This is a genomic window from Meridianimarinicoccus zhengii, from assembly GCF_003254465.1.
Lineage (GTDB): Bacteria > Pseudomonadota > Alphaproteobacteria > Rhodobacterales > Rhodobacteraceae > Meridianimarinicoccus > Meridianimarinicoccus zhengii.
The window spans coordinates 1-16,714 of the sequence record NZ_QDFI01000047.1 but is presented as its reverse complement, the minus strand read 5'-3'; the positions used below and the strand labels follow the sequence as shown (position 1 = coordinate 16,714).

Annotated in this window: 17 protein-coding genes and 1 pseudogene; 6 read left to right on the top strand and 12 right to left on the bottom strand. The window is 64.3% G+C overall.

Annotated elements, in window-relative coordinates:
- Positions 1 to 563: 563 nt before the first annotated feature.
- Positions 564 to 4,013 carry a hypothetical protein gene (locus DDE13_RS14745; RefSeq protein WP_111405056.1) on the bottom strand — a complete coding sequence of 1,150 codons (3,450 nt, stop codon included), beginning with the start codon at positions 4,011 to 4,013 and terminating at the stop codon, positions 564 to 566.
- A gap of 104 nt (positions 4,014 to 4,117) precedes the next feature.
- Here DDE13_RS14745 and DDE13_RS22940 point away from each other — a divergent pair, with 104 nt between their 5' ends.
- A complete protein-coding gene (locus DDE13_RS22940) occupies positions 4,118 to 4,282 on the top strand; it encodes a hypothetical protein (RefSeq protein ID WP_162631030.1) in 165 nt (54 codons plus the stop codon).
- A gap of 224 nt (positions 4,283 to 4,506) precedes the next feature.
- Here the strand turns inward: DDE13_RS22940 and DDE13_RS14740 are convergent, their stop codons facing one another.
- From DDE13_RS14740 to DDE13_RS14700, 9 genes are all read right to left on the bottom strand, one after another.
- On the bottom strand, positions 4,507 to 4,827 hold the full coding sequence (locus tag DDE13_RS14740) for a hypothetical protein (RefSeq protein WP_111405055.1): 321 nt from the start codon (positions 4,825 to 4,827) through the stop codon (positions 4,507 to 4,509).
- Positions 4,752 to 5,069 (bottom strand): hypothetical protein, encoded by a 318-nt coding sequence (locus DDE13_RS14735; RefSeq protein ID WP_111405054.1) that lies wholly within the window; start codon positions 5,067 to 5,069, stop codon positions 4,752 to 4,754. The genes DDE13_RS14740 and DDE13_RS14735 overlap by 76 nt, the downstream gene beginning before the upstream one ends.
- A 263-nt stretch (positions 5,070 to 5,332) precedes the next feature.
- A complete protein-coding gene (tnpA, locus tag DDE13_RS14730; protein WP_111405053.1) occupies positions 5,333 to 5,716 on the bottom strand; it encodes an IS66-like element accessory protein TnpA in 384 nt (127 codons plus the stop codon).
- 106 nt (positions 5,717 to 5,822) lie between these two features.
- The gene (locus DDE13_RS14725) at positions 5,823 to 6,851 is read right to left on the bottom strand and encodes a phosphotriesterase family protein (RefSeq protein ID WP_111405052.1); all 1,029 of its coding nucleotides are present in this window, start codon (positions 6,849 to 6,851) and stop codon (positions 5,823 to 5,825) included.
- Positions 6,852 to 6,853: 2 nt separating this feature from the next.
- The gene (locus DDE13_RS14720; protein ID WP_162631028.1) at positions 6,854 to 7,807 is read right to left on the bottom strand and encodes a DUF6282 family protein; all 954 of its coding nucleotides are present in this window, start codon (positions 7,805 to 7,807) and stop codon (positions 6,854 to 6,856) included.
- Positions 7,776 to 8,513, bottom strand: a complete 738-nt coding sequence (locus tag DDE13_RS14715) for an amino acid ABC transporter ATP-binding protein (RefSeq protein ID WP_111405050.1) — start codon at positions 8,511 to 8,513, stop codon at positions 7,776 to 7,778. The genes DDE13_RS14720 and DDE13_RS14715 overlap by 32 nt, the downstream gene beginning before the upstream one ends.
- The gene (locus DDE13_RS14710) at positions 8,491 to 9,177 is read right to left on the bottom strand and encodes an amino acid ABC transporter permease (protein ID WP_222626110.1); all 687 of its coding nucleotides are present in this window, start codon (positions 9,175 to 9,177) and stop codon (positions 8,491 to 8,493) included. Before DDE13_RS14710 ends, DDE13_RS14715 begins: the two co-directional genes overlap by 23 nt.
- Positions 9,177 to 9,851, bottom strand: a complete 675-nt coding sequence (locus DDE13_RS14705) for an amino acid ABC transporter permease (RefSeq protein ID WP_111405048.1) — start codon at positions 9,849 to 9,851, stop codon at positions 9,177 to 9,179. Before DDE13_RS14705 ends, DDE13_RS14710 begins: the two co-directional genes overlap by 1 nt.
- Positions 9,852 to 9,916: 65 nt before the next feature.
- Entirely contained in the window at positions 9,917 to 10,669 is a 753-nt protein-coding gene (locus DDE13_RS14700; RefSeq protein ID WP_222626109.1) for a transporter substrate-binding domain-containing protein, read from the bottom strand.
- A gap of 178 nt (positions 10,670 to 10,847) precedes the next feature.
- Between DDE13_RS14700 and DDE13_RS14695 the strand changes: the two genes are divergently transcribed.
- The 5 genes from DDE13_RS14695 to allE are packed head-to-tail and all read left to right on the top strand — an operon-like array spanning position 10,848 to position 15,466.
- On the top strand, positions 10,848 to 11,210 hold the full coding sequence (locus tag DDE13_RS14695; RefSeq protein ID WP_111405046.1) for a (2Fe-2S)-binding protein: 363 nt from the start codon (positions 10,848 to 10,850) through the stop codon (positions 11,208 to 11,210).
- Positions 11,207 to 12,613 (top strand): FAD/NAD(P)-dependent oxidoreductase, encoded by a 1,407-nt coding sequence (locus DDE13_RS14690; RefSeq protein ID WP_111405045.1) that lies wholly within the window; start codon positions 11,207 to 11,209, stop codon positions 12,611 to 12,613. Before DDE13_RS14695 ends, DDE13_RS14690 begins: the two co-directional genes overlap by 4 nt.
- Entirely contained in the window at positions 12,610 to 13,761 is a 1,152-nt protein-coding gene (locus DDE13_RS14685; protein ID WP_111405044.1) for an NAD(P)/FAD-dependent oxidoreductase, read from the top strand. The genes DDE13_RS14690 and DDE13_RS14685 overlap by 4 nt, the downstream gene beginning before the upstream one ends.
- Positions 13,762 to 13,787: 26 nt before the next feature.
- Positions 13,788 to 14,720, top strand: a complete 933-nt coding sequence (locus tag DDE13_RS14680; RefSeq protein ID WP_111405043.1) for a dihydrodipicolinate synthase family protein — start codon at positions 13,788 to 13,790, stop codon at positions 14,718 to 14,720.
- Positions 14,717 to 15,466: a (S)-ureidoglycine aminohydrolase gene (gene allE / locus DDE13_RS14675; RefSeq protein WP_111405042.1), complete on the top strand. Its 750-nt coding sequence runs from the start codon at positions 14,717 to 14,719 to the stop codon at positions 15,464 to 15,466. Before DDE13_RS14680 ends, allE begins: the two co-directional genes overlap by 4 nt.
- A 17-nt stretch (positions 15,467 to 15,483) precedes the next feature.
- Here the strand turns inward: allE and DDE13_RS14670 are convergent, their stop codons facing one another.
- Together DDE13_RS14670 and DDE13_RS14665 are read right to left on the bottom strand one after the other, a co-directional pair.
- Positions 15,484 to 16,146, bottom strand: coding sequence for a GntR family transcriptional regulator (locus DDE13_RS14670; protein WP_111405041.1), 663 nt, complete (start codon positions 16,144 to 16,146; stop codon positions 15,484 to 15,486).
- A 464-nt stretch (positions 16,147 to 16,610) separates the two neighbouring features.
- Positions 16,611 to 16,714, bottom strand: a pseudogene (locus DDE13_RS14665) (IS5/IS1182 family transposase); the annotation flags it as partial.

The following is a 16,714-nucleotide window of genomic DNA, read 5'->3' as shown; positions in this document are numbered from 1 at the left end:
GGTTACCGTCCATTTTACCGGCACTGGTCATGCACGGCGTAGTCCATAAAGCTGTTTGAAAGTTTGAGGTCGCGACATGGGCATCGAAACCATCCTGTTCCTCGGAGGCGCGCCCGCAGAGTAGCGAAGCCCTGGAGGTAGCCCGGAAACTCAATTCCGATGATCTCGGGTAAGCCCGGTCCATCCGGTGAGCTACCCCCCCGGCCCAAAGGAAAGAGACGGCCCATTCAAGGTCACGCTTGGCGGAATGCGTTGTCTCTGATCGTCCTGCCATGGCCACCGTCCGCATCGTCACTGCTTCAGCGCGACAGTATGTTGACCTGTTGGCGGTGGCGACGGTGTCGCCCGGTCATGCCGCGATGCCGGCGGTCGCAGGGGAACGGTCCAAGGTCGACCGTGGGCTCGACAGCGTGCCGACACACAGACTTCGTCCCGAGTGCCTTCTTTTCCCGTTCCCCACGAGCCATCCATGAGAGGACTTCAATTGCGATCAGACCGTTGGGGATAGCAATGGAGGTTTAGGCATATGCAGCCGTGCCTTGGGGGAACGGTGGTAGCGGGCTTTACCCCTGCTTCGGCGCGGCATCGAAGACGACCGAGACCCGGTCGAGAACGTCGATGGACTGTCGCCCCGCAATGTCGCGATATGCATCGACCTGGTCCCTCATCCGCTGCCGGATCGCCGCCAGCGCCGCGTCGGACTGGCCCCAAAACGCACCATGGACTTCCGCCATCCCGAGGTAATCCGGGATCTCGATGCCAGCGCCGCTTTGGGTGCTCACGGCCTCTTTCGCCGTGATCCAGAAGGGGTCCAGCTCGACCGCCCATGTCTCTGCCAGCTTCTCGAGCATCGGCAGGGTCAGGGTGCCCAGCAGCGCGCGCCCCGCGTCATCGACCGGCGCGCCGGTCAGGAACTCCGCGAGCGAGGCCAGCAAGGAGACGGTGCGCGCCGGGCGGATATCCCAGTGCACCATGTCCGCCAGCGGCCCCTGCAGGCGGCCCAACACATTCGAGAAGTCCGCGAAGCTGGGTGCCGTCTGGTGCCGCCCCGCGCGTTTCGTCTCGGCATAGGCCCCCGCGAGAAGGCGTGCGGCCTCCACTTGGTCGCCGATGATCTCCGTGCCGTCGTCCCGGTCACGCACCGCCATCAGCCGCGGCGGCAGGACACTGCTGCCGTCGGCACCGCCGGTCCGCCCGCCGAGCAGCACGATGATCGCGGGCTCCGTGGACTGCAGCATGCACAGATCGGCGCCCCAGAGCCCGCGCGGTCTGGCCGCCCGCACCCGGTCCAGCGTGTCGTCGGGGATCGCGCGGCGCATCGACTCGACCAGGTCGTAGAAGTTCCCGTCCCGCAGGATGCGCGGCGTGCGGATCTGATCGAGCACGAGATCGGTCAGGTCCCCGGCGGCGAACTCGACGATTTCCGCGGGCATGTCGGTCGCGCCCACACCCGAGAGCAGGGCGATATTCTGCACGCGCTGCCGGGCGGTCTTGTCGGACGACAGCACGAGCCCGGGCAGATCGAAGGTGTAATAGTGGATTTTCGCATGCGGGCTATCGATCCGGTCGATCCGCCCAAGCCCCTGTATCAGGCATTTCACGTCCGACGTGACGCCGATGATGCCAAGCGCCGAGGCCCGTTGCAGGTTGATCCCTTCGGCCATCTGGAAGGTCATGAACATCGCACGTTGCGCCGTCGGGTCTGCGTGCTTGCCATCGATGCCGAAATACTCCTGCGCCCGCGCCCCGGAGTTCAGGTGCACGAGTTTCTTGCCGCCGCTGATCTTCGTTCCGGGGGCAACCACGAACACCTCGGGCCCGCCGCGCCCGCGCCGCGCCGCAAGACGACGCGCGTAGGTCTCCAGCACACCGACCCGTTCGGCAAGGAACACTGCATGGCCGTGCTTGCGCAGGATTTCACGCATCGCATCCGCGCGCGCCGCATCGATCTCGTCCAGGAGCGGGTTGTCCAGCAACTTGCCGATCCGGTCGCAAATCGGCGTCGGGCTGTCGTCTCCCGCATCCGGCGTTTCCTCGGGCAGCGCGCCGTCCGGCACGGCCTGGCGAAACCGGGCCGTCCGTTCGGCCCGCCGCAGGCTTTCCCCGATGGATGCATGGCCGCGCTGGTCGGCGTCGCTGTCGCGTTCGCGCGCCCATTCTTCGCGCGCGAACGTTACCGATGCGCGCAGCAGGGCCAGGAAATTGCGGATATGAATCCGCGACTTGTCATGGAACTTGATCTCGCTGTGGGAGGCCCGTTTCGCCTCGGCGGATACAAGCGTGGTGCCCGTCGTGATGGCCTCCGCAAGCACCTTGATCCTGTCGATGATCCGGGCCTGGTCACCCGAAAGCTGCGCGTCGCACCGATGACTTGCGATCGGCGGATAGGCGAACGTCGCCGACGCCCGCTGCGCACTTTCGCCGATGCAGGCTCGCTGGCGCCGGACGACATAGGGCGCGAGCGTCCCGGCAAGCCCGGCCTGCAGCGCGTGCAACTCCAGCCCCTTCACTTCTACCATGCGTTCAAGGGCATCCATCTGCCGTCGCAGCGCGTCCGCATCGTCGAACAGGTCTTCCTGGCGGGCCTGGTCCTCGATCCGGCGCAGCAGCGCGTCGCGGTCGCGCAAGAGTTGCCCCCGTGCGCGCACCTTGCTCATGTGGCCATTGATCCGCTGCGTCGTGCGCGGCGGTACGAAGATGGAGGCGCGCCTTTCATGGAACGCCAGCAGACCGTCGAGGCCCTGGTTCCCCATGAGCGTGGCCGACAGGCAGGCGGTCCAGATCGCCGGGCTGCGCTCGAACACGATCGACCGGGTCGACGGGGCGAGGTAGCGGGAACTCAGCCGGTGGCTTTCATCCACGATCATCGCGGCCGCCGACTGGACCGAGCGATTGATTTCGTCGAGTTCGGCCTGCGCATCCGCGCCTTGCCGCGACAGGCGGCTGTGCTTGATCGCCTTGAAATTGCTCGGTGCCTGTCGCGTCCAGTTGCCCAGCACGCTCGCCGGGATCAACGCGAGCGCACCAAGGCGCTGCTGGTCCGCGCGCTCGCCCCAGGAAAAGACGGTCCGGTCGTGACTGACGGGTAGAACGGCGGCGAGATGCTTGCCGATATCGGTCTTCCCCGCGCCTGTCGGGGCCTCCACGAAGGCGAAGCCGTGTTCATGGATGGTGCCCGCCGCCTCGTATACGAGATCGGCCTGAAAGGGCTGTGGCGGTCGGCCCGCGCTGGTGCTGCCCGCCACCTTCCAGGGCGTGAAACCCATCACCTCCTGTACGGTGCGGGCGACCGCATCTTCCGGCGTGACCATCCGGACAAGTCCGCGCAAGATCTCCAGCGCAGAGTCGGTCCAGTCCCGGCCCAACAGCCAGAACTGTTCGGCCGCTTCGCGGCGCGCGGCAGCCAACGCGGGTGTTCCCGATACATCGTCCGTGAATTCGAGGTTTCGGCGCAGACCTCCCATCGAGAAATTTGCGCTTCCGGACAATACGGAGCGGTCGCTGACAAACAGCTTGGCGTGCAACATGGCGGGCGCACGTCCCAGCGCCTCCGCCGCAAGCGCGGGATCATAGGTGCGCAACTGGATGATGCCCCGCTCGATCCCATCCAGCGCCTGGATGGCGCGAAGATCGGAAAGGTTCTGGACGGAAAACCCTTTCGCCCCGAGGAAATAGGCGCGGGCCTCTTCGGACACCGGCCGCGATCCACCGCCAAGATTGCGCGCGGTCTCGGTGTTCGTTCCGAACACGATGCGGATGCTGCCCGGCGTGCGATCATCGAGATCCAGCACGATGTCGAGGATGATCGCCAGCGACGACAGGAAATCCTGGTACCCGGTGACGATCAGGCTGCTCGGCGCTCTCAGAACCTCCGCGACAAGATCATGAACAGACCTCTGCGCGTTGTCGGCCCAGAACGCGCGTTCCGCGGTGCCCTCCTGAGCGACCGGACCCCGCGCTGCCGGACGCGACAGGAATCGCGAAATGAGGCCGCCCTCCTTCCTGTCACGCACGCGCCTCGACCTCCCGACACTCCCAAATCCTGCTCAGGAACGCTGCACGACCCCGGGCCGTCAATCGCAAATGGGACCCGACCTCCACCCTATCGGGTCGTCAAGTGGACGCGGCCAAGATCGCGCCCGCGCCAAAGCTGCTGCAGAATGCACTCAACAATGTCGGTGGGATTGAGACGAATTTGGGCACGGGCTACCACGTCGCTGAGTTACACATCCTGGTGCGGGACCTGAAGGGGCGCGAGAAACGCGCGGACAACCATCGCTGAACGGACAGTGCCGCGGGCAATGCTTGCACGGGTAGTAATAGACAAGAGCTGGCGCATTATCTTGCTTCGGCGACAAATCTGCAGACCTCCGAGTTCGAACAGGAGTGAAAAATCAACCGGGTCACCTTGCGGACTTATATGTCCACGAGATTCGAAGAGATATTATGTCATTCTGCTACAGCTCGGGGCGCGTGCCATGCTGCCCCAAGAGCATTAGGCTGCTCTCACGCTCCTGCGAGGCCCGAAAGGTAGCGTGCGATTATTAGGGCGAGGTGCGCTCCGCCGCCGTTCTTGAAGGCGGTGATCTCCGACTCCGAGGTCTGCCCCGGCGCGGTGCCGGAGACTAGGTCATAGAAATCGGCCCACACGTTATCCGCCGTCATCACGTTCCGTGCGATCGGGATGTCGAGTTCTTCAATGTGGCCGAGGGTCGTCTCGCGTGAGTCGACAAACAGCGTCTCCCCGGCGATCAGCGCGTCGTCGGCCTCCCATAGTCGGCTTTGTAGGCGCCGATCAGATCGAAGTGGGTGCCCGGCTTGATCCATTCTACGAAGTTCACCGGCTCATGCGGCAACGCCGCCGTCGACACGATGTCGGCCTCGGCGCGGGCCGCGGCGAGATCGGGCGCGGCGACGACCTCCTGCGGCAGGTCGAAGAAGCCCGCCGCCAGCGCCTCGGCCTGCTGAGGGCGACGCGCCCAGATCGCGATGCGCCGGAGTCCGGCAAACAGCGCGGCATAGGCCTTGACCAGGCTGGCCGCTACGGTGCCGGCGCCTACGATCAGCATGCTCCGGCGGTCCGGACGTGCCAGTAGACTGGCGCCGAGAAGGGAATCTCGCCGCGGTCTTGATTTCGGTCACCAGCCGGCTCTCGACGATCGCCGAGAGGGCGTTGTGTTCGGCTTCGAAGACCAGCATGGCGCCGTGGATGCTAAGCAGGCCAGCGGCAGGATTTCGCCGGAGATGGTCACGGATTTCACACTTTTGCACAGGCCGGGGATATCCGTCGCCCGCAGGCCAGATACTCCCGCACCCCCGGTCCCCGGCCCGATCATGCGGCATCCACTGCGCGAACCAGGCGGGACAGCGCCGCATCGTCGATGTTGCTTTCGAACCGGAACACGCGGCCCTTCGCAAACCGCAGTTCAACCCACGCAACGGGGCCTGCGGCTGGGCCGGCTGGTTGCTCCACAGCGGGCAGCTCCATCGCGGGCACCATGCCAGCGCGCAGGAACAGTGCACCAGCATCAGGAGACCACAAACCCTTGCGCTTCAGCTCGTGACGCCACGCGTAGATCTGCTGCCGCGGCACCTCATGGCGTCGCGGCACCTGGGTTACCGTCGCGCCGTTGATCCCCACCGCGCTCACGATCGCCAGCTTCACCTCGTCGTCCCAACGTCGGCGGCGCTCAACACCCAGAACCTCACCCCGCATCGTCCCTCCGCCCAGAATATGCGTCGTTTGCGACGTCGTTATGCACGTGTCTTAGGGCCTCACGCTGAAATCCGGCAGGCGGTGCCAACCGGCCGGATCCGTTCATTCAATCCGAAAGCGTAAGCATCCGGCGCGGTGTGTGCACAAGGATGCGGTCAATTTCGTCGCTGCAGAACCCCTTGCGCGTCATCACCGGCACGACACCCGTCAGGATATGGGCATACCCGTGCCCGCCGCCGCGTCGAAGACGTGTGAGCGTGCAGATGTCCTGCGAAATCAGGATCCGGTCGCCCAGACCGACCTTCAGCAAGGCCGCGATCATCGCGAGGCGTCCGGCATCGTTCGGCATGTCGAGGTCCGAAAACGGATAGTAACTGCTCTCGATCCCGAAGAAGTCCCATTCGAGCACGCAGCCCGTGTCAGCCAGCGCCAGCGCCTGATCGGGGTGGGTAAACGTCCGGTCCAGATGGCCGATGATCACACGCTCCGGGTCCGCACCGACAGCCACCAGATGCGAGAGCACGGCTTGAGGCGAGCCCGGATCGCGCCCCGGATGGACCGTGATCGCGGCACCGGTTTCCTGCTGGGCCAGCGCTGCGGCGGTCATCGCGCGCTTTTCGTCCGGGTGCCAGGGATCGCTCACCCCGATTTCGCCGATGATGCCGGCCCGGATGCCCGTGTCGCCGAAACCGATCCGCAGATCACGGATCATCGCGGCGGCCATGTCGTCGGTCGATGCTTCGGCAAGCGCGGTCGCGCAGAATTCCGCGATGTAATAGCCGGTCCCGGCCACGATGTTCGCGCCTGAACTGCGTGCGATCCGCGCCAGACCCGCGGGGTTCGGACCGATGCCACGGATGGTCAGGTCGATGACCGTTCCGCCGCCAGCCGCGCGATAGTCGCCCAGTTCCCGCGAGATCAGGTCTTCGTCATCGAGGATGTGGTTGCCGTAGTGGCGGGTCCAGTGGAACCGGATGTTGTGGACATTCTCCAGCGTGACGGTCACGCGTTCCTGCGCGGATGCCGCAAGCGCGGGGGGCGTGACGTCACACAGCACATGTTCATGCATCATCGTCACCCCGAGCGCTTCGGGGCGTATGGGGCCGAGGACGGTTTGCGCGTGGTCGCTGGCCACGATTATCCGCCGACCCGGAACAGGGCCGGGGCAGTCTCGGCCACCATGCGGCGCAGATCCGCCCGCGCGACCCCGCAGCTTTCCAGCAGCAGCAGGAATTCGCGCAGCCCTTCGACCGGCGGCGGCAACAGGAACACGCCGCAATCGCTGGAGACGATGACCTGTTCGGGCGGTGCGGCGGCGATGAGCTCCGCCATCTGCGGGGCACTGACCGGCGGCACGGTGTTGCGGTCGTCATCCACATGGGTCAGCCCGGTCTGGGTCGCGTGCGACACGAAGAAGAAGGAAAATTCGACGTGGGCACCGGCAGCGGCGATCGCGGCGACCGTCATGGTGTCGTAGTGGCTGGCCGGAACGAGGATGCGTGTCACACCACGGGCACGGGCGGCTTCCACCACGCGCAGCGCTTCGGGCCCGGACAGGTGGCCGGTGTTCAGAACTGCGTCGGCCGCGGCGATCAAGTCGAGAATCTCGGGCAGCGGGTCCGGCAGCGGACCACTTTCAGGAATACACAAGCATCCGTCGATGTAGCTGTCGCCGCGTTGTTCCAGAACGGCGGTGTGTCGCGTGTGGTGCGTGGGCAGCGAGATGAACCGCGCGCCATCCCCAGCGGCACCATACCCGAGTTTCAGCGCGATGCGGACGTTCTCCGCGCTGATGCCGCCGGCTGCCGGCTCCATGATCAGGCCGCCGAAAACCTCGACCCCCAGATGGCCGAGATGGCGGTTCGCCAGCGCCGCCAGCCCGGACGAGTTGGCGAAATTATCCATCAGACCCATGCCGCGCATTCCGGCCGATGCGGCCTGCTGTACGGCCTGCATCACGTCCAGCGATCGGCCGTTGATATGCGGACAGGCGTGAACATGGTTGTCCACCGCGCCCACCAGCAGATCGGCACCGGGCATCGCGGGCGGCGGCAGGGTGTCAGTGGCGAAGGATTTTTCCGACGAAATCACGTGTGCGTTCCTTTTCAGGTTTGTCGAAGATGTCGGCGGGCGCGCCCAGTTCGACAACCTTGCCTTCGGCCATGAAAGCCACGCGCGCGCTGATTTCCCGGATGAAACCCATCTCGTGCGAGACGATGAGCATGGTCATGCCTTCGTCGGCGAGTTGGCGGATCGTATCCAGGACCTCGCTGACGAGTTCGGGGTCCAGCGCGGCCGTCACCTCGTCCAGAAGCAATATCTCGGGCTTCAGGCACAGGGCGCGCGCGATGGCGACACGCTGCTGCTGACCGCCGGAAAGCTGGTCCGGATAGCTGTCCAGCTTGTCGGCAAGCCCGACCTTTTCCAGCAGGCGCACGGCTTCGGGCCGCACTTCGGCAGGCTTGCGGCGGTGCACCTTTGTCGGCGCGATCATGACATTGTCCAGCACCGTCAGGTTCTGGAACAGGTTGTACTGCTGGAACACGATCGCCGTGCGGTCGCGCAGCTTGCGGATTTCCGCGGGACGGTCGAAATTGATCGTGTCCCCCGCCACGCGGACGACCCCGGATTGCGGCTTGAGAAGCCCGGTCAACACGCGCAGGACCGTGCTTTTGCCGGACCCGGACGGACCGATCAGCCCGACCGTTTCGCCACGGTTCACGGTCAGGGAGATCCCGTCCAGAACCCGCAGGGCACCATATGCGGCGCTGACGTTATCGAGATCGAGATGAGCCAAGTCTTTGCTCCAGTTTAGCGCCGAGCCGCGAGAGCGGATAGGACAGCATGAAGTACACGACAAGGATCACCCCGAACGACACGCCGGCCGAAAACCCGCGATTGTTGAAGACCTTGCCGACATAGGTCAGTTCCACAACGCCGATCTGCGACGCCAGCGCACTGTCCTTGATGAACAGGATGAAGAAGCCGAACGCCGGTGGCAGGATCACGGTCCAGGCTTGCGGCAGAACGACGTAGCGGATCGTTTGCAGAAGCGTGAAGTTCATGGCCTCCGCCGCGTGCCACTGGTTCGGGTGCACCGACTGCAATCCTGCGCGGACGATTTCGGCGAGGAAAGCTGTACCGATGAGAACGACGGTCACGCAGGCCACGGCAAGCGTGGAGATGTCCAAGCCGGAGACCTGGAATGCGAAGAAACACAGCATCAGTGTCACGAGAAACGGCACGCGGCGGAAGAATTCCGTGAACACCAGCGCGAATATCCGAAACGGCAGTGTCAGCCATCCTCGGGTCAGGCGGGTGACGGCAAGGATCGTCCCGAAGGCACCGCCAAGGATGCAGCCGAATGCCGACAACGCGATGGTGGTCAACGCACCTTGTGCCAGGAACAGGAGATTGTAGTAGGTGAGCAGTTCACCCAGTTCCGAAAACATTCCCACCATCACACGATCCGCATCTTCGTCCGGAACGCGACGCGCCCGAAGAACGCCAGCACGACCGACGCGAACAGCGTTGCGGCGACATAGACGACCGCAACGACAGAAAACACCTCGAGAGAGCGGAACGTTTCCGCGTTCACGTTGAAGGCGCGGCCCGTCAGTTCTTCCACGCCGAAAATGGCGGCCATTGACGTGCCCAGCGTCATCAGGATGTAGTGGTTCGACAGGGGCGGGAACAGCACCTTGGCGACGTGGGGCAGGATCACATATCGGATCTGCTGCAAGCGGGTGAACCCCAGAACCTCGGCGGCCTCCATCTCGCTCTGGCGGCGGGATTCGAAACCCGCGCGCTGAATCTCGGTCAGATAGGCCCCGGCGTTCAGCGTCATGCCGACCAGAACCGCCATATATGAGGACAGCAGGATCCCGATGTCCGGCAAGGCGAAGTAGAGAAAGAATATCTGCACGAGCTGTGGCGTGTTCATGAAGAAGACGACGTAGGCATTAACCAGCCACCGGGTCAGCCTGCCGCCGAATGTCTTGATCGCGGCGCAGACCGTGCCGATCAGAAGGCCGCCGCAAAACGCGAGGAACGCGATCTGCAGGCTCAGCCAAGCGCCCGACACGATGTACGGGACATATGGCCAGATTTGACCATACTGAAGAGTGTAGTCCATATGTCAGCCTCAAGCCGCCGGACGCGACGGGGTCACCGCGTCCGGCCTTGTGGAAAAGCGCTGGATCAGAACCAGGGCGACATGTCGACGTCGGTGAGCATCGGGCGCTCGAACCACTTCATCCACAAGTCGTCGACCACGCCGTCGCGGTGCAGTTCAAAGATCGCGACGTTCAGCCAGTCTTTCAGGTTCGCGCTGTTCTTTGCGACGCCAAGCGAGCAGTAGTAGACGTCCACGGGCGTTTCGACGACCTTCCACGCCACATCGTGCTTGTTCATGTGTTCGCCGACGAAATCGACCACATCCAGCATCGCGTCGCCGCGGCCTTGCGCTATGGCGCGGATCACATCGGGGTAGTTGTCCAGCAGAAGGACTTCGGCGTTCGGCAGATTCTCGGCGATGAACTGCACGGGAGTTGTCCCACGCACCTGCACCATCGTCACATCCGCGCTGTCCAGCTCGCGCCAATCCGTGAAGTCCTTGTCCTCGGTGGTCAGCACGCCGAACACCTCGGTGTGCACGGGGATGGTGAAATCGATGATCTTGGCGCGCTCGGGTGTCCGCGTCATCGCCCCCATGACCATGTCGATCTTGCCGGTGGACACGAACGGTATGCGGTCAGGCGAACCGACCTGAACGATCTCCAGTTCCACACCGAGCATGTCGGCGATCGCCTGCGAGAAATCGACATCGAAACCCGTGATCCTGTTTTGCTCGTCATAAAGTCCCAGGGGCGGCAGCGTCGGGTTCACACCCACCCTGATGGTTCCGGAGGACAGGATTTCGTCCAGTGACCGGGCCTGCGCCGGCCCGGTCATTGCGACCGTCGCCGCCATCGCGAGAGCGGCACCAGTCAGTACCGCGCGCTTCAGAAATGTCGTCATTTTCTGTTTCCCTCTTGGTGTGTCTGCAGTGCTTCTTGGGTCCGGCAAACAGCCTTGTAAGAACCGCACTCAGTTTGTATACACATATAACACAAGTAAAGAACTTTCTCGGATGCCCGAAACCACCCCCCCGAACAAAGACCTGTCCAGCGGCACGATCACGGTGCGGGTCAACGGCCGCAGTCTGCCGTGTCTGCCTGGCCAGACCGTCGCGGGGGCACTCTTGATGGCTGGATTCTATCAGATGCGTCGCAGTCCCAACGCGGATGCGCCGCGTGGCGCCTTCTGCATGGTGGGGGCGTGCCAGGAGTGCGCGATCATGATCGACGGCACGATCCGCCGCGCGTGCCAGACCGAAGTTCATGACGGCATGGAGATTCGTCTTGAAGGCGCAGGAATGGGCGGCGTTGCCGAAAATTCGAGCACGACTGCGACCGATGCAGGCGGCAAGACTGTCGAATCGGGGATTTCATGACCGAGTTTGCGGACCTTCTGGTGCTTGGGGCCGGCCCGGCGGGGGCCGAGGCCGCGCTTGCGGCCGATCACGCCGGGCTAAGGGTCGTGCTGCTTGACGAAGCGCCAGCGGCAGGCGGCCAGGTCTGGCGCGCGCCACGGACGCACGCGGCCCGGACCCGCTCCGACGCCGATCAGACGCGTGGCCGCGACCTGCGCGGCCGTCTGGACGCGTCCGGCGTGCAAGTGCGTACCGGCACCCAGGTGTGGGACGCCGTTCCGGGATTTTGCCTGTCCTGTGTATCCGAACGTGGCGCGACCCGTTTCCAGGCACCGCGGCTGGTTCTGGCCACCGGCGCGACGGAACGGGTCCGCCCCTTCGCGGGCTGGACAACGCCCGGCGTGTTCGGGCTAGCTGCCGCGACGGCCATGATGAAAGCCGAAGGCCGACTTGCCGGCCGCAACATCATTGTCGCCGGGCAAGGGCCGCTTCTGATCGCCGTCGCGGCCAAGGCTTGCGCGATGGGTGTCCCCCCGCGCGCCATCGTGGACCTGAATGGCCGGGGGGACTGGCTTTCCGCTGTGTCAGGATTTGCAGCCGCGCCGGGGTTGCTGCTGACAGGTCTGAAATGGATGGCCCGGATCGTGGCAGCCCGCGTGCCGATCCTGCATGGCGCAGACATCGTGCGCGCGCTGGGAGACGATACCTTGGACGCGGTGATCGTCCGCGACAGGGCGAGCGGGCAGGAAACGCGTCTTGCGGCCGACACGCTTTATGTCGGGAACGGGCTGACCCCGGCCGATGAAATCCATCGTCTGCTCGGCGCGGCGCAGGTTGCCGATGCCTTGCGTGGCGGGTACCGAACATTGTGCGATGCAGATCGCCGTAGTTCCGTGCCCGGCCTGTACGTGGCGGGGGACGGTGCCGGCGTCCACGGTGCTTTTCCGTCGGCGGCACAGGGGCGGATCGCCGGTCTTGCGGCGGCGCACGACCATGGGGCGCTCAGCGCCGCCGATTTCGCCCGCGCGTCGCGACATGCGCGCGGACAACTGAAGCGCCTGATGCGGTTCGCGGACGCGTCCTGCCGGCTGATGCAGTTTCCCGAGGACTCGCTGCAGGACATCCGGGGCGATACGGTGATCTGCCGGTGCGAGGACGTGACAGTCGACCAGATTCGCGCCGCATCGGGCGATGGTGCGTGCGATCTGAACCAGCTCAAGCATTTCACCCGGCTGGGCATGGGACCCTGCCAGGGGCGGATGTGCGCGCTCAATGCGGCCGGGGTGTTGCGGAGGCTGGCCGTTGACGCCGGGCGCGACTTGCGACTGACGCCGCGCGCGCCCGTGCGGCCCGTCGAGATGGCACAATTGATCGGGACGTTCGCGTATTCGGACATCCCCGTGCCGAAGCCGGCACCTCTATGACCTTCATCACCCACGATCTTGCCGTCATCGGTGGTGGCATCCACGGTGCCAGCGTCGCGTTGTTCGCGGCACGCGCAGGAATGGACGTTGTTCTGCTGGACAAGGGCGCGCTTGCACGGGAAGCTTCGGGAACCAACGCTGGCACGCTGACCATGCAGATGACCCGCGCAGCGCTGATCCCGTATGCGTTGAAGGCCCATGACATGTGGGTACGCGCACCGGAGTGGCTGGGGCACGATGTGGGTGTCGTCGCGTGCGACGGTTTATCGCTAGCTTTTACCGAAGCCGAAGAGCAGCTTCTGGCGGAACGGGCTGCGGCACGCCGCACGGCCGGGGCACCGATCCGCCTCGTGTCGTCGGCCGAAGCGACGCGGATCGAACCGGGCCTGAACCCGAGCCTGCGCATGGCCAGTCATTGCACGATCGACGGCTACGCCAATGCCTACCTGACCGGAGTGGCCTATCGCCGTGCGCTGTTGGAGGCGGAGGTGGCGCTGCGAGAATACACGCCCGTGGAGGGTCTGGACCCCACAGGTACCGGCTTCTCGGTGCGGACCCGAACCGGGGTCGTGGCAGCGCGGCAGGTCGTGCTGACCGGCGGCGTATGGATCGAACCCATGCTGGCGTGGCTGGGCATACACCTGCCGATCAGGACCCTTGTGAATCAGCTGTCCGTCACCGAACGAACGACACCGGTGATGCGCACTGTGGTCGGCATCGCCAGCGGTCTGCTGTCTCTCAAACAGTTCCCGCATGGGACGGTCGTGATCGGCGGTGGCTGGCAAGGGACAGGGTCGCGCGACACGGGGCATCACACAACGACCCACGAAAGCACCGTCGGTAACGCACGCCTTGCGGTGCACGCCATCCCCGCCCTGCGCGCCACGCGGCTGGTCCGAAGCTGGACCGGGTTCGAGGCTGAGACGGCCGATGCACTCCCTGCCGTCGGTCCTGTGCCGGGGGTTCCCGGTGCGTGGGTCAGCGGATCGGTACATTCGGGATATACGAGCGCGCCCTACATCGCGCACTGCCTTGTACAAGCGATCCTCGGGCAGGTCCCGGACATGCCGCTTTTCCCGATCGACAGGCTTCTGGTGCAGGACATGCCAGCCGCGACCGATTTCACAAAGAATGGAACCGAGCATTGACCATACTCACGCCCTCCCCGGCCCACATGCCGGATATCGCCGCCCTGACCGGCGTCCACGCTGCAACCGTCTGCCCCATGTCCGAGGACGGCGAGATACACGAGGCCGATCTTGCCCGTCACGTCACCGCGGTATCGGAAGCGCCGGCTGTCCGGGGCCTTCTGGTCAACGGCCACGCGGGCGAGGGGCATCTGTTGTCAGCCGAAGAACGCCGCCGCGTCCTCGACATCGTCCTCGACGTCGTTCCTTCCGGGTGCTTCATCACGGCCGGGGTGACGGCGGAAAGTACTGCGGCCGCCGTGTCGGATGCCGTTGCCGCAGCCGAGAGCGGTGCCGACGCCATTCTGGTCTTTCCGCCCAACCACTGGGCAATGGGGCTAGATGACACCATCGTGATAGAGCATCACAGTGCCATTGCCGCGGCCAGTGGTTTGCCGCTTGTGCTGTACAAAGCGCCTCTTGGTTGGGGCCATCTGTCCTACAGCGCGCAACTCTTGTCGCGCCTTTGCAGCCTGGACGCGGTCGCGGGGATCAAGGAAGGCGCATGGGACGTCGCGGCCTATGAAGAACTGTGGCGGCGGATCAAGGTTGAACGGCCCGGCGTCGCGGTCATGGCATCGGGCGATGAACATCTGATGGCGTGCTACCAGGTTGGCACCGACGGCAGTCAGGTGTCGCTCGCCGCGCTTTTTCCCGGTCAGGTGACGGGATTGTTCGATGCCGCCAAGACGCAGAACTGGCAGCTCGCGCGGCAACTGCACGAAGGGATCTATCCGCTGGCTGCCGAGATATATCGCCGCGCGCCCGGATACCTTGCGACGGCGCGTCTGAAGGCGGGGCTGAAGATTCTGGGTCGGATTGGGTCGGACCGGGTGAAACGCCCGATGCGGCAGTTGCTGCCGGGAGAACGCGATGCGCTCTGTCGCGCAATTACAAAGAACGAGGACACGTCGCGATGAGAACGAGCTTCGGGGAAACGCGCTCCGCCTTTGGACGCCGCTATGCCGTCATCAGTCAGGATAGCCACGAACGGGTTACCCTGCCACTTTGGCCGGAGTGCGGATTGGTCCACCTTGTCACACCCGCGCTGGGTGCCGATTTCGCGCTGTTCCTCGTGACGGCGGATCGGACGACGACCATTCCCGGACCGGCCGAAGACGTCGAGCGTTTCGTTCTTCGGCAGGACGGGACTGTCCGTATCGGGGTCGACGATGCACCGACGCAGGTGTTGGGTGACGAAGGCTACGCCTTTTTGCCCGCTGGGTGCGCAAGTCGCCTGGATCTGACCGCAGGTGCCGCAATGATCGTTCTCGAACGGCGCTACCGCGGGGTGGCGGATATCGCGGCTCCTGCCCCTTTCTTCGGCGCGATCCCCGCGGTGACGGCCACCCCCATGAAGGGCGACGCGCGGCTGATGCTACAGAAACTGTTGCCGGAAGGCACCGCGTTCGACATGGAAATCAACGTGATGGATTTCGCCCCCGGTGCGAGCCTGCCCTACGTCGAGACGCATTTCATGGAACACGGTCTAATCCTGCTGAACGGCGGCGGGATTTACCGGTTGGAGGACGCCTGGTTCCCCGTCGATACCGGGGATGCGATCTGGATGGGGCCGTTCTGCCCGCAGTGGTTCGGCGCGATCGGTCACGGCCAAGCGCGCTACCTGATCTACAAGAACTGGAACCGCGATCCGCTGCACGGCTGATACCGCCGCGCGCCGGGTCAGCTTATCTGGTCCAAAGAGTAGGCAATCAAACTGCGGATGTGCGCGGCCACCGCATGACGTGTGTCGTCGCGATTTCCTGACTCCAGAGCATCGAGAATTGCCGAATGTTCTGCAAAATCCGACGCCACGCGTGCATGGATATCCGTAATCTCGTACAAGCGCGTCGTCACGCGGAGCCGTTCGACAATGCCGAACATGACGGCGTTCCCGCAATGGCGTCCAAAAAGCCGGTGAAGCCGATCGTCGGAATCCCAGTGCGCTTCCGAGTGTTCGTCCCTGTGTTCGTTCAGGTACGCCATCTCGCGGCGAACCGCCAACAGTTCGGCTGGGGGAATGCGACCGATGGCCAGTGCGCCCGCCTCCGGTTCCACGATCAGGCGCATTTTCAGACTTTGTAGATACTCCTGAAGATCCACGCTGCGCACCATGTAAGAGCGGCCGGAGTTCTTCTGGATCATCCCTTCGCCTTCAAGGCGCTGGAGTGCCTCGCGAAGCGGGGTTCGCGACACGCCGAGTTGTTGGGCCAGCCGCATTTCGATGATGACTTGCCCGCTGGCCAGAGACCGATTGCGAATGAGTTCGGTCAACCGCGTGTGGACGCGATCCGACAGGGCGCTGTGCGCGATGCTGCCTTCACGTTCGTCGGCTGCAATCGACATCACACTAACCGCTGAAACCGAAAAACGGGCGGCGGGCACAATGACCCCGCGCACCGCGTCCGGTTTCGGTGCGACGGGCACAGGTCATCGTCGATCCGCCCGAACAGTCGCTGCTGCCCGGTCGTGACAGGCGACCCGGCGCGGGCGTAGGATTGGTTCCTGTTCGATGATCGCAATCCAACGCTCCTATCGTTCTTGAATGCCACGGCCATAATTTGATGCCAAGCTGATGTCGCCGTCGAAACTGTCCCTGCCGGATGTCGTCAAGTCCGGCTTTCGAGATGAACCAAACACAAACGAACTAAACACATATTGTATACATCGCACCGGTGCTTTTCAATGACAGGAATTCTGTCTTGGGATCGGCGCTGATGATGGTGTTGATTTCCCCTGAGAAGTGGCCCGGGATTGGCTCTGTTGCACAAATCGGCTGATGGCCGAGGTTCCCCTTTCCCCGGACAGACTTATCCCACGGCCTCTGTGACGGGTATGCCGAGCGCGGTGTAGCCGTTCAGGACGGCAATCAGGACTTGGAGCTCAGCGACCTGACGGTCGAAGTCCCGTGCCA

Excerpts from the sequence above, each read along its gene's own strand:
- tnpA (WP_111405053.1), bottom strand. The coding sequence starts at position 5,716 with ATGCGGGGTGAGGTTCTGGGTGTTGAGCGCCGCCGACGTTGGGACGAC.
- DDE13_RS14735 (WP_111405054.1), bottom strand. The coding sequence starts at position 5,069 with ATGCTGATCGTAGGCGCCGGCACCGTAGCGGCCAGCCTGGTCAAGGCC.
- DDE13_RS14740 (WP_111405055.1), bottom strand. The coding sequence starts at position 4,827 with ATGGATCAAGCCGGGCACCCACTTCGATCTGATCGGCGCCTACAAAGC.
- allE (WP_111405042.1), top strand. The coding sequence starts at position 14,717 with ATGAGAACGAGCTTCGGGGAAACGCGCTCCGCCTTTGGACGCCGCTAT.
- DDE13_RS14710 (WP_222626110.1), bottom strand. The coding sequence starts at position 9,177 with ATGGTGGGAATGTTTTCGGAACTGGGTGAACTGCTCACCTACTACAAT.
- DDE13_RS14680 (WP_111405043.1), top strand. The coding sequence starts at position 13,788 with ATGCCGGATATCGCCGCCCTGACCGGCGTCCACGCTGCAACCGTCTGC.
- DDE13_RS14690 (WP_111405045.1), top strand. The coding sequence starts at position 11,207 with ATGACCGAGTTTGCGGACCTTCTGGTGCTTGGGGCCGGCCCGGCGGGG.
- DDE13_RS14695 (WP_111405046.1), top strand. The coding sequence starts at position 10,848 with ATGCCCGAAACCACCCCCCCGAACAAAGACCTGTCCAGCGGCACGATC.
- DDE13_RS14700 (WP_222626109.1), bottom strand. The coding sequence starts at position 10,669 with ATGACCGGGCCGGCGCAGGCCCGGTCACTGGACGAAATCCTGTCCTCC.
- DDE13_RS14670 (WP_111405041.1), bottom strand. The coding sequence starts at position 16,146 with ATGTCGATTGCAGCCGACGAACGTGAAGGCAGCATCGCGCACAGCGCC.
- DDE13_RS14705 (WP_111405048.1), bottom strand. The coding sequence starts at position 9,851 with ATGGACTACACTCTTCAGTATGGTCAAATCTGGCCATATGTCCCGTAC.
- DDE13_RS14685 (WP_111405044.1), top strand. The coding sequence starts at position 12,610 with ATGACCTTCATCACCCACGATCTTGCCGTCATCGGTGGTGGCATCCAC.